Source organism: Rhodanobacter sp. G2-10 (assembly GCF_055809185.1).
In genome coordinates this window covers 2,138,079-2,150,390 of the sequence record NZ_CM147900.1, presented here as the reverse complement: position 1 = coordinate 2,150,390, position 12,312 = coordinate 2,138,079, and the positions used below count along the sequence as shown (strand labels likewise).

Here is a 12,312-nt window from a genome sequence, read left to right as displayed (position 1 = left end):
ACGAGGAAACCGGCCACATGGGCCGGTTTCAGGATCGATGGTGGGCGGTAGTGGGATCGAACCACTGACCACTGCCGTGTGAAGTGCCCGTTGCTGTGCACACACTGCGCTTTCGGATAGTCAAACGAAGAAACCGGCCACGTGGGCCGGTTTCAGGATAGATGGTGGGCGGTAGTGGGATCGAACCACTGACCACTGCCGTGTGAAGGCAGTGCTCTACCGCTGAGCTAACCGCCCGCCGTGGTGAGCGCGTGATTTTAGGGCCAGATACACAGCCGGTCAATGGTTGTCTTGCTGAAAGCTTGCGCGCCGGTCGTGCTTGCTAGACTTGCGGTTTGCCACCGCCGAAGCATGCCGTCATGGATTATCTGAGCAACCAATTCCTCCACGTTTTACATGCGTTGCAGCAGTTCGAACTGACGCCATGGAAAATGGTGGGCTTCGCAGGCACCTTGATGTTTACCAGTCGCTGGTTCGTGCAGCTGTACTACACGCGCAAGTACAAGCGGGTAGTGATGCCGCTGGCGTTCTGGTGGCTGTCGGTCTGCGGCAGTTTCCTGCTGCTGGCCTACTTCGTGTTCGGCAAGAACGATTCCGTGGGGATCCTGTCGAATTTTTTCCCCGTGTTTGTGTCGGTCTACAACCTGATCGTGCATTTGCGCCATCAGAAGAACAGCATGACCGGCGACGCTGCCGCGTGACGGGGTTTCACGTAGGGCGGGCTGTGCCCGCCGCTCACTGTCGTCGCATGGAGCAGAGCAGGCGGGCAGAGCCCGCCCTACGGGTGATGCCGGCCATCTGCTCGTGCATTTGCGCCAGCCGAAGAGCAGCGTGACCGGCGACGTCGCCGCATGACGATGTTTCGCGTAGGGCGGGCTCTGCCCGCCGCTCACCGTGATCGTGTGAAGAAGAGCAGGCGGGCAGAGCCCGCCCTACGGGTGATGTCCGGCTATTCCGGTTCGTAGTCGAGGTTGGAAGCCATCCAGCGCTCGGCTTCGGCCAGGGTCCACCCTTTGCGTCTGGCGTAGTCGGTCACCTGGTCCTTGCCGACCCGGCCGACCACGAAGTACTGGCTGTCCGGATGTGAGTAGTACCAGCCGGAGACCGCAGCGGCCGGATACATCGAGAAGCCTTCGGTCAGTGCTATGCCGGTGTTGCGGGTGACATCGAGCAGTTCGAACAGGGTGGCTTTCTCGGTGTGTTCGGGGCAGGCCGGGTAACCGGGGGCAGGGCGGATGCCGCGGTATTTCTCGGCGATCAGTGCATCGTTGTCCAGCGTCTCGTCCGCAGCGAAGCCCCAGAATTCCTTGCGCACGCGCTCATGCATGTGTTCGGCAAACGCTTCGGCGAGCCGGTCGGCCAGTGCCTTGAGGATGATCGAGGAGTAGTCGTCGTAATCGGCAAGGAACCGCTCGAGGTGTTTCTCGATGCCGAGGCCAGCGGTGACGGCGAAACCACCGATCCAGTCCGGCTTGTTGAATTCCTTCGGTGTGATGAAGTCGGCCAGACAAAGGTTGGGGCGTTCAGGCGGCTTGTCAGCCTGTTGGCGCAGGCTGTGCAGGGTTGCCAGTTTTGGGAGATGCCCCCATCCGCCTTCGGCACCTTCCCCCGCTTGCGGGGGAAGGGAAGTAGGAGAGCCCCCCGCTTGCGGGGGAAGGGAAGTAGGAGAGCCCCCCGCTTGCGGGGGAAGGGAAGTAGGAGAGCCCCCCGCTTGCGGGGGAAGGGAAACAGGGGAGTAGACCTCCACGTCGTCGCCGACATTGGCGGCGGGCCACAGGCCGATCACGGCGCGGGCGGTGAGCCACTTCTCGGCGATGATCTTGTCCAGCATGGCCTGGGCGTCGGCAAACAGTTCGCTGGCCTGTGGGCCGACCACCTCGTCGCTGAGGATGGCCGGATAGTGGCCAGCCAGTTCCCAGGCCTGGAAGAACGGTGTCCAGTCGATGTACCGGCGGATCACGTTCAAATCGTAGTCGTCGAACACGGTGATACCGGGTTTGGCCGGTTGTGGCGGCTCGTAATTGGCCCAGTCGCAGCGGAAACGTTGCGCTCGGGCACTTTCCAGCGAGACCAGCTTCTTGCCCGGTCCACGGTTGCGATGCCGTTCGCGCACGTCGGCGTATTCGTTGCGAATCTTGTCGAGGAAGTCCTTGACCAGGTCCTTGCTGACCAGGGACTGCGCCACGCCGACGGCGCGTGAGGCATCCTTCACCCACACGGTGCCGGCCTTGTAGTGCGGTTCGATCTTCAGCGCGGTGTGCGCGCGCGACGTGGTGGCTCCACCGATCAGCAGCGGGATGTGGAAGTCGCGCCGCTGCATTTCCTTGGCCACGTTGCCCATTTCCTCCAGCGACGGGGTGATCAGGCCGGACAGGCCGATCATGTCGGCTTTTTCGTTGATGGCTGTTTCGAGGATCTTCTGCGCGGGCACCATCACGCCCAGGTCGATCACCTCGAAGTTGTTGCAGCGAAGCACCACGGCCACGATGTTCTTGCCGATGTCGTGCACGTCGCCCTTGACCGTGGCCATCACGATCTTGCCGTTGTTCTTGCCGGTGTCGCCGGTGCGCAGCTTCTCGACCTCGATGTAGGGCAGCAGGTAGGCCACCGCCTTCTTCATCACGCGGGCGGATTTCACCACTTGCGGCAGGAACATCTTGCCGGCGCCGAACAGGTCGCCGACCACGTTCATGCCGTCCATCAACGGGCCTTCGATCACGTCCAGCGGGCGGGTCGACAGCTGGCGGACTTCCTCGGTGTCTTCCACCACGAACTGGTCGATGCCGTGTACCAGCGCATGGCTGAGCCGCGCGCGGACATCCAGCTCGCGCCACGCCAGGGTCTCGACTTCCGCAGCTCCGCGCTTGCCCTTGTAGTTGTCGGCAATCTCCAGCAGGCGCTCGGTGGCATCCTCGCGGCGGTTCAGCACCACGTCCTCGACGCGCTCGCGCAATGGCGGGTCGATGTCGTCCATGATCGTCAATGCGCCGGCGTTGACGATCCCCATGTCCATGCCGGCGCGGATCGCGTGGTACAGGAAGACCGAGTGGATCGCCTCGCGCACGATGTTGTTGCCGCGGAACGAGAACGACACGTTGGAGACGCCGCCGGAGATGTGGCAATCGGGGAAACGCTTCTTCAACTCCCGCGCAGCTTCGATGAAATCCACGGCGTAGTTGTTGTGTTCCTCGATGCCGGTGGCGATGGCGAAGATGTTGGGGTCGAAGATGATGTCCTCGGGCGGGAAGTCCAGCGTTTGCGTAAGCAGCTTGTAGGCTCGCTCGCAGATCGCGACCTTGCGCTCGACCGTGTCTGCCTGACCTTCCTCGTCGAACGCCATCACCACGGCGGCGGCGCCGTACTGGCGCACCTTGCGTGCGTGTTCGAGAAACTCTGCTTCGCCTTCCTTCATGGAGATCGAATTGACGATGCCCTTGCCTTGCAGGCAGCGCAGGCCGGCCTCGATCACGCTCCATTTGGACGAGTCGATCATGAACGGCACGCGGGCGATGTCCGGTTCGGACGAGATCAGGTTGACGAAGCGGGTCATCGCCGCTTCGGAATCGATCAGGCCTTCATCCATGTTGATGTCGATGATCTGGGCGCCGTTGGCCACCTGCTGGCGGGCGACCTCGACCGCTTCATCGTAGCGGTCTTCCTTGATCAGCTTCTTGAATTGGGCCGAGCCGGTGACATTGGTGCGCTCGCCCACGTTGATGAACAACAGGTCGGGCGTGATGACCAGCGGTTCCAGGCCAGACAGGCGGGTGCGGCGAGTCATCTCAGGCGGCCTCTGCTGCAAGGGAGGAGGGCAGAGCGCGCGGCGGATAGTCGCGCACCGCATCGGCGATGGCCTGGATATGCGCCGGCGTGGTGCCGCAGCAACCACCGACCAGGTTGAGCAGGCCGTCGCGGGCAAAGCTGGCGATCACGCTGGCCATCTGTTCGGGCGTCTCGTCGTATTCGGCGAACGCATTGGGCAGGCCGGCGTTGGGGTGCGTGCTGACCAGGCAATCGGCCAGGCCGGCCAGGGTCTGGATGTGCGGGCGCAGGTCTTCGGCGCCCAGCGCACAGTTGAATCCAACCGACAAGGGCTGCGCGTGGCGCACGGAGTAATAGAAGGCCTCGGCGGTCTGGCCGGACAGCGTGCGGCCGGAGCGATCGGTGATCGTGCCGGAAATCATCACCGGCAGGCGTGCGCCGCGCTGGTGGAACAGTTCGCTCAGCGCGAACAATGCCGCCTTCGCGTTGAGCGTGTCGAAAATGGTCTCGACCATCAGTACGTCGGCGCCGCCGTCGATCAGGCCGTTGGCCGATTCGGTGTAGTTTTCCACCAGTTCCCCGAAGGTCACGTTGCGGAAGCCGGGGTCGTTGACGTCGGGTGACAACGAAGCGGTACGGCTGGTGGGGCCGAGCACGCCGATCACGAAGCGGGGTTGGTCCGGCGTGCGGGCCGTCATCGCGTCGCAGGCGGCGCGGGCAAGCCGGGCGCCTTCCAGATTCAGTTCGCCAGCCAGATGCTGCAGTTGGTAATCGGCCTGGCTGATGCGGGTCGAGTTGAAGGTGTTGGTCTCGACCAGGTCGGCGCCGGCTTCCAGGTAGGCGTCGTGCACACCACGGATGATCTCGGGCCGGGTCAGCGAGAGCAGGTCGTTGTTGCCCTTCAGGTCACAGTCGCCCGCGTGATCGTGGGCACGCCCGTCATGGCCATGTTCGAATCGCTCGCCGCGAAAGCCCTGTTCGTCCAGGTCATGCGACTGCAGCATCGTGCCCATGGCGCCGTCAAGAATCAGGATGCGTTGGCGCAGTTGCCGTTCAAGCAGGTCGACGCGATCGGGGTGGAGCCAGGGCAGGGTACTCATTGCAACGTCCTTTCAGGAAACACGTGTTCAAGCGGGCTTGCGGGCCAGCAGGCTGATCACTTCGAAATGCGGCGCCTTGCGCTCGCGGCTGAGCCGGTTGCAGCTCAGTACCTGCAGCCCTGCACCGCGCGCGTAACCATCCAGCTGCGTACCGCTGAAACCGAGGTTGCGATGGTCGAAAGGTTCCACCACGGCGCGGTGGTCATGCCGTCCCAGGGTAACCGCCAACAAGCGACCGCCCGGGCGAAGCACACGGGCGGCCTCGGCAACGGCCTGCGCGGGATGCTCCGCATAGGTGAGCGCGTGCAGCATCAGCACCAGGTCGAAGCGTTGCTCGCCCAGCTCAAGTGCGTGCATGTCGCCCTGCAGCACGCGTACGTTGGTGAAGGCCTTCAGCCGCTTGGCGGCGGCTTCGACCACGCGCTCGCTGGAGTCGACACAGACGATGGAGTGTGCGTGCGGTGCCAGCAGTTCGGCCGTGATGCCGTCGCCGGAGGCGATGTCGAGCACGTCGCCGGTTTCCAGCAGTTGCAGCAGCGAGCGCGCCAGCGTCTCCCAGGTGCGGCCGGGCGAGTAGTGGCGTTCCATGTCGCCGGCCACCGTGTCGGCCCAGCCCTCTTCGCGGGCACGGTTGGCCAGCACCGCGGGGAGGCGTGCGGCGTCCTCGCGCAGCAGGGCATCGTCGATGCTGGCGCGCAGCGAAGTGAGCAGGCCGTGCTGTGCTTCGTCACCTTCGTTGTTGGCGCGGTAGTAGGCCGACACCCCGGCGCGGCGATCGCGAACCAGGCCAGCCTCCTTCAGCTTGGCCAAGTGGGTCGAGACACGCGGCTGCGCCAGATGCAGCACGGCGGCGAGCTCGGCCACGGTCAGCTCCTCGTGCTCGAGCAAGGCCAGCAGGCGAACGCGCGTAGGGTCAGCCAGCAGCCGGAGCACGCTTGAGGCAGTGGCCAGATCCATCCTTATCCCTGTATCGCGATATAAAGATGTATAGGCTAGGCGCGGATTGCCGGGGCGTCAAGCACCATCGCACCAGGTGATCTGGTGTCGCTCATGCCCGATCACCGTCTCTTCGCGGTTAAAATGGTGGGCTTTCACCATGCAGGACCTCCCATGGATTTCAGCTTTACAGAAGACCAGCTGTCGATCCAGTCGATCGCCCGTGACTTTGCGCAGAAGCGCATCGCGCCGGTGGCGGCTGAGCTTGACGCCAGGGGCGAGTTTCCACTCGACAACATTCGCGAGATGGGCCAGCTTGGCTTGATGGGGATCGAGGTGCCGGAGGAGTATGGCGGGGCCGGCATGGATTCGATCGCCTATGCGCTGGCGGTCATGGAAATTGCCGCTGCCGATGCCGCCACCTCGACCATCATGTCGGTCAACAATTCGTTGTTCTGCAACGGCATCCTCAAGCACGGCACCGAGGAGCAGAAGCAGCTGTACGTGCGTGCGATCGCCACCGGCGAGGCGATTGGCGCCTATGCGCTGACCGAGCCGCAGTCCGGCTCCGATGCTTCGGCCATGCATACGCGCGCCACGAAGAATGCCGACGGCAACTGGGTGATCAACGGCAAGAAAAGCTGGATCACCTCCGGCCCGGTGGCGCGTTACATCGTGCTGTTTGCGATCACCACGCCGGGCATCGGTGCCAAGGGTGTGTCGGCTTTCATCGTCGATACGCAGCTGCCCGGCTTCCATGCCGGCAAAACCGAGCCCAAGCTCGGCATCCGGGCGTCGGCGACCTGCGAGATCGAGTTCACCGATTACGTACTGCCGAGGGAAAACCTGCTCGGCGCAGAAGGCAAGGGCTTCTCGATCGCGATGGGCGTGCTCGATGCGGGCCGCATCGGCATCGCGTCGCAGGCGGTGGGCATCGCGCGTGCCGCCTACGAGGCCACGCTGCAGTGGTCGCGCGACCGCAAGGCGTTCGGCCACCCGATCGGCACGTTCCAGATGACCCAGTCCAAGATTGCGGACATGAAATGCAAGCTGGATGCGGCGACCCTGCTGACGCTGCGTGCCGCCTGGGCCAAGGGCGAGGCGGAGCGCAACGGCGGGCGCTTCGGCACCGAGGCCGCGGTGGCCAAGCTCACTGCGTCGGAGGCGGCGATGTGGATCAGCCACCAGGCCGTGCAGATCCACGGCGGCATGGGCTATTCCAAGGAGATGCCGCTGGAGCGCTACTTCCGCGATGCCAAGATCACCGAGATCTACGAAGGCACCAGTGAGATCCAGCGATTGGTGATTGCGCGGGCGGAGACTGGATTGCGTTGACGAGCGAGGAGTGAGTGGAGAGGAGTGAGGAGTGAGAGGAGGCTCGCTCAGGCCTCTCCATAACAGCAGAGACCGTCATCCCAGCGAAAGCCGGGATCCAGCGCCTCCCGCGCTCGGTACTTGCAAGACACGGGATTCCAGCTTTTGCTGGAAAGACGGCCCAAGCAAAAGGCCCCGGCATGCGTCGGGGCCTTTTTGTTCTGGCGGCGAGCAATGAGGTCGGCGCTTGCCTTCTCTCACTCCTCACTCCTCACTCCTCATTCATAACAGCAGAGACCGTCATCCCAGCGAAAGCCGGGATCCAGCGCCTCCCGTGCTCGGTACTAGCAAGACACGGGATTCCAGCTTTCGCTGGAATGACGGCCCAAGCAAAAAGGCCCCGGCATGTGTCGGGGCCTTTTTGTTCTGTCGCCGAGCAATGAGTTCGGGGTTTGCCTTCTCTCACTCCTCACTCCTCTCCACTCACTCCTGACCTCACACCCCCCGTCGTGGGTCGGAGTCAAACGGCTGCATGCCGCCGGACGTGCGTTCTGCAGATGGCGTGTCATCGCCGTCGAGTTTGTCGCCGAGCAGGCGGCGCACGACAACGTAGAACACCGGGATCAGCAGCACGCCGAGGAAGGTGGCGAACAGCATGCCGCCGATCACGCCGGTGCCGATGGCGTGGCGCGCATTGGCGCCTGCGCCGGTGGAGATGAATAGCGGAAACACGCCAAAGATGAAGGCCAGCGAGGTCATCAGGATCGGGCGCAGGCGCAGTCGGGCTGCATCAATCGTGGCTTGGCGCAGGGTGCGCCCAGCCTTCTGTTCGGCCACCGCGAACTCCACGATCAGGATCGCGTTTTTCGCTGCCAGGCCGATCACCGTGATCAGGCCGATCTTGAAATAGATGTCGTCAGGCAGGCCGCGAAGCAAGGTGAATATCACCACGCCGAGCAGACCCAGCGGCACCACCAGCAAGACCGCCACGGGTATCGACCAGCTCTCGTACAACGCCGCCAGGGCCAGGAACACGATGACGATCGACAACACCATCAGCAGGGTGGCTGCATTGCCCGACAGGATCTCCTGGTACGACTGCCCGGTCCAGTCGTAACCGAAGCCCTTGGGCAGGTCGTTCTGAACCAGCTTCTCCATCTCGGTCATCGCCTCGCCGGAGGCATGTCCCGGTGCCGGCGAGCCGACAATTTCCACAGCCGAGTAACCGTTGTAGCGGGTCAATGACGGAGAGGACACGTCCCAGGTGGCATGCACCACGTTGGACAGGGGGATCATTTGCGGCGTGCCGTCACTGTTGGTTTTTGAGCTGGGCGAGAAGATGTGCTGGAGCGCATCGGGCCCCATGCGATATTTCGCGTCCGCCTGCATGATGACGCGTTTGATGCGGCCGCCGTAGGTGAAATCGTTGACGTAAACCGGCGCCAGCATCAGCCCGACTGCATTGTAGATATCACCCACCGACAGACCCATCGACTGCGCCTGCACGCGGTCCACGTCCAGGTGCAGTTGCGGCGCATCCTCCAGCGAGTTGGGGCGCACGCCGGCAAGCTTGTCGTTTTCGCCGGCCTTGGCCATCAGCGTATTGCGTGCGTTGGTGAGTGCTTCGCGCCCGGCGCCACTGCGATCCTGCAAGTACATGTCGAAGCCGCCGAACTGGCCCAGGCCCCGTATGGTGGGAATGTTGTTGACGAAGATGCGCGCGTCGTGGATCTGGCGCAGCTCTTGATTGGCGCGCTCGATGAACTCGCTGGCAGTGACATCGCGTTTGGCCCAGTCCTTGAGCTTGATGAAGGCCATGCCGGTGTTCTCGCCGGAGCCGATGAAACTGAAGCCGGTGATCTGCATCACGCCAGCCACCGCGGGATCCTTGTCCAGTATCCCGCGCATCTGCTCCATGACTTCGCCGGTGCGCTGCTTGGTGGCACCAGGTGGCAACTGCACCACCGACAGGGCATAACCTTGGTCCTCCTCCGGCAGGAAGCTGCCGGGCAGGCGGGTGTAGAGAAAGCCACCCAGGATGGCCACCAGCACGAACGCGACCATCCAGCGCGGCGCATGGCTGATCGCTCCGCCGACATGGCCGGTATAGGTCTTGGTGCTCCAGGCGAAGAACTGGTTGAACTTGCGGAACAGGATGTTCTTTTTCTTCTCGTGCTCCGGCTGCAGGAAACTGGCGCACAGTGCCGGAGTGAACGACAGCGCGAGGACGGCCGAGAAGCCCATCGAAATGGCGATCGTCAGCGCGAACTGCTTGTAGATGATGCCCGACGCACCCGGCTGCAATGCGGACGGGATGAACACCGCGGCCAGCACGACCGTCATCGCCACCACCGCGCCGGTGATCTGGCCCATGGCCTTGCGCGTGGCGTCTCTCGGCGAGAGCTTTTCCTCGGTCATGATGCGTTCGACGTTCTCGATCACCACGATCGCGTCGTCCACTACGATGCCGATCGCGAGCACCATGCCGAACAGTGTGAGCTGGTTGATGGTGAATCCGAGCAGCAGCATGCCCAGGAAGGTGCCGAGCAACGCGACCGGGATGACCAGGGTGGGAATGATCGTGGCGCGGAAGTTCTGCAGGAACAGCAGCATCACCAGGAACACCAGGATGATCGCCTCGATTAGCGTATGCACCACCTCGTTGATCGAGAGAGTGACGAAGGTCGTGCTGTCATACGGGCTGAACCAGCTCACGCCTTGCGGAAAGCTGGGTGCCAGGGCGTCCATCTTGGAGCGCACGGCCTTGGCCACGTTCAGTGCGTTCGCGCCGGGCAGCAGCTGGATCGCGAAGGCGCCGATCGGGTTGCCGTCGTATTCGGTGTTGAAACCGTAGCCCTGCGGGCCGAAGCTGATCCGCGCCACGTCACCCAGTTTGACGATGGTGCCGTCCGCGTTCGCGCGCAGGATGATGTTCGCGAACTGCTGTGGCGTGGTGAAGCGTCCCTCGGTGGATACCGTGGCCGTGAAGCCCTGGCCCGGTACGGCGGGATCGGCGCCCACCGAGCCGGCGGCGAACTGCACGTTCTGCGACCTGATCGCGTCCAGCACCTGGCTGGCGGACAGGTTGTAGCCATGCAGCTTGTCCGGATTCAACCAGATCCGCATGGCGTATTCGGCGCCGAATTGCCGCGTGCTGCCGACGCCCGGCACGCGGGAAATCTGGTCGAGTACCTGCGAGGCCACGATATCGTTGAGACGGTCGCGATCGATGCCCGGGTTCTCCGATTTCAACGCCACCACCATCAGGAAGCCGGTGTTGGCCTTGGCTACCACCACGCCCTGCTGGGTGACTTCGGAGGGCAGGCGCGGCGTGGCCAGTGCCACCTTGTTCTGTACCTGGACCTGGGCGATGTCGGGGTCGGTGCCATTCTCGAAGGTGAGCGTGATGTTGGCGCGGCCGCTGGCGCTGGATGACGAGCTGAAGTACAGCAGGTGGTCGATGCCGGTGAGCTGCTGCTCGATCACCTGGGTGACGGTTTTCTCGGTGGTGTCGGCGCTGGCACCGGGGTAGGTGGCACTCACGGTGACCGAGGGTGGCGCAATATCCGGATACGACTCCACGCCCAGGTTCAGGATGGCCAGCACACCGCCCAGCGAAATCAGGATGGCAACCACCCAGGCGAAGACCGGGCGATCGATGAAGAAAGTCGGCATGGTCTGCGCTCCGTTACTTGCCGTTCGGCGCGTGGGGCTTCGCCTTTGCCGAAGATGACCCTGCGGCGGGCTGACGATGCCACGGGCTGGCCTTGGCGGGTTCGCCATCCTTCACGTTCTGGATGCCGGAGACCACCACCTTGTCGCCCGCCTTGAGTCCGCTGGTCACCACCCAGTCGCCACCTTTCTGGTCAGCGGTGGTGACGTCCTTGCGCACGGCCTTGCCGTCGGCACCTACCGTCATCACGTAGGCTCCGTCCGTATCGCGCTGCACGGCCTGCTGCGGGATGAGGAATACCTCGTGCTGCTGGCCCAGGTTGGCCTGCAGGGTCACATACATGCCCGGCAACAATTTGTGCTGCGGGTTGGGCACGGTGGCTCGCAGGTCGACCGAGCCGGTGGCGGGGTTGACGGTGGCTGCAGAGAAATCCACCACCCCGGGTTCGGCATAGGCACTGCCATCGGACATGGCAATGCGTACGCTGGCCTTGTCCTGGCCGGCGAGCGTGACTTTGCCGCTCTGCTGGGCCTGACGCATCTGCTCCAGCGCGTCCACACTCAAGGTGAAGTTGACGTAGAGCGGATCGATCTGTTCGATGGTGGTGAGCAGGGTTGCGCTGCCATTGCCGACCAGGGCGCCCTCGGTGACCTGTTGCTGACCGGCACGGCCTGCAATCGGTGCGGTGACGTTGGCGTAGCCGAGGTTGATGCGCGCCGTTTCCACGTTGGCGCGGGCGGCTTGCACCGCGGCGGCACTGCTGCGTTCGGCCGCCAGGGCGTTGTCCAGGTCAGCCTTCGACACATAGCCTTTCGGCGCCAGCTCGCGCACGCGCTGCGCGGTGACCTTGTTGTTGGTATGGGTGGCCTCGGCCTGGGCCAGCGATGCTTTCGCGGCATTCAGCGCAGCCTTCAGCGGTGCCGGATCAATCTGGAAGAGAAGCTGGCCCTGTTTGACGTCAGAGCCCTCCTCGTAATCTCGCTTGAGCACGACGCCCGGCACTCGCGCGCGCACGTCCGCGCTGCGGAAAGCGGACAGGCGCCCGACCAGATCCCGCGTCAGCGGAGAACTCTGCGGCTGCACCGTGATCACGCCGACTTCTGGCGGCGGTGCCTTCGGCGGACCGTCTTGTTTGCCCTTGCCGCAGGCGGCCAGGGCAAACAGGCTCAGGCACAGCAAGGATGCGCGCAATAACGAGGACTTCATGGGGTGGGGACTCCGGAACTTGCTTGAAGCGTGTTTCTTGTCGGGGAATTCGGAAATACCGGGCGCGAAGCCACAACTGAACAGGAATACTGCATGGCGTCCGGGGTGTCGCGTGTCGGAAGTTGGTCATGGAGCGGGCCGCACACGTCGTCGGACGCATGCCGTTTGTATGCAAAACGCTGTGGCAGCATGGCTTGTCGATCATACTGGACTGGGCAGTATACATTTTATCGATGGCTTGCCGCCAACTGCCGCGTCGGGCTCCGGCCATCGGCAGGGCCAGGTTCCAGGATGATCACGTTCGAGTTCGCATCGACTTCA

7 protein-coding genes and 1 tRNA gene are annotated in these 12,312 nt (G+C 63.6%); 2 read left to right on the top strand and 6 right to left on the bottom strand.

Annotation, left to right across the window (positions count from 1 at the left end):
• Positions 1-162: 162 nt before the first annotated feature.
• Positions 163-237, bottom strand: a tRNA-Val gene (locus AC0L58_RS09870).
• A 122-nt stretch (positions 238-359) separates the two neighbouring features.
• Here AC0L58_RS09870 and AC0L58_RS09865 point away from each other — a divergent pair.
• A complete protein-coding gene (locus AC0L58_RS09865) occupies positions 360-701 on the top strand; it encodes a lipid-A-disaccharide synthase N-terminal domain-containing protein (protein WP_473682906.1) in 342 nt (113 codons plus the stop codon).
• Between the two features lie 248 nt (positions 702-949).
• On the opposite strand, the gene metH is transcribed toward AC0L58_RS09865, so the two are convergent.
• From metH to AC0L58_RS09850, 3 genes are read right to left on the bottom strand one after another with little or no spacing between them, the layout of a single operon-like run.
• On the bottom strand, positions 950-3,781 hold the full coding sequence (gene metH / locus AC0L58_RS09860; RefSeq protein WP_473682904.1) for a methionine synthase: 2,832 nt from the start codon (positions 3,779-3,781) through the stop codon (positions 950-952).
• A gap of 1 nt (position 3,782) precedes the next feature.
• Positions 3,783-4,862, bottom strand: a complete 1,080-nt coding sequence (locus AC0L58_RS09855) for a homocysteine S-methyltransferase family protein (RefSeq protein ID WP_473682902.1) — start codon at positions 4,860-4,862, stop codon at positions 3,783-3,785.
• 27 nt (positions 4,863-4,889) lie between these two features.
• Positions 4,890-5,819 carry an ArsR/SmtB family transcription factor gene (locus tag AC0L58_RS09850; protein ID WP_473682900.1) on the bottom strand — a complete coding sequence of 310 codons (930 nt, stop codon included), beginning with the start codon at positions 5,817-5,819 and terminating at the stop codon, positions 4,890-4,892.
• 123 nt (positions 5,820-5,942) lie between these two features.
• On the opposite strand from AC0L58_RS09850, the gene AC0L58_RS09845 reads away from it, so the two are divergent.
• Positions 5,943-7,133, top strand: coding sequence for an acyl-CoA dehydrogenase family protein (locus tag AC0L58_RS09845; protein ID WP_473688682.1), 1,191 nt, complete (start codon positions 5,943-5,945; stop codon positions 7,131-7,133).
• A gap of 474 nt (positions 7,134-7,607) precedes the next feature.
• Here the strand turns inward: AC0L58_RS09845 and AC0L58_RS09840 are convergent, their stop codons facing one another.
• Both AC0L58_RS09840 and AC0L58_RS09835 read right to left on the bottom strand, forming a co-directional pair.
• Positions 7,608-10,787, bottom strand: a complete 3,180-nt coding sequence (locus AC0L58_RS09840) for a multidrug efflux RND transporter permease subunit (protein WP_473682898.1) — start codon at positions 10,785-10,787, stop codon at positions 7,608-7,610.
• A gap of 13 nt (positions 10,788-10,800) precedes the next feature.
• Positions 10,801-11,991 (bottom strand): efflux RND transporter periplasmic adaptor subunit, encoded by a 1,191-nt coding sequence (locus tag AC0L58_RS09835; protein WP_473682896.1) that lies wholly within the window; start codon positions 11,989-11,991, stop codon positions 10,801-10,803.
• Positions 11,992-12,312: the final 321 nt, after the last annotated feature.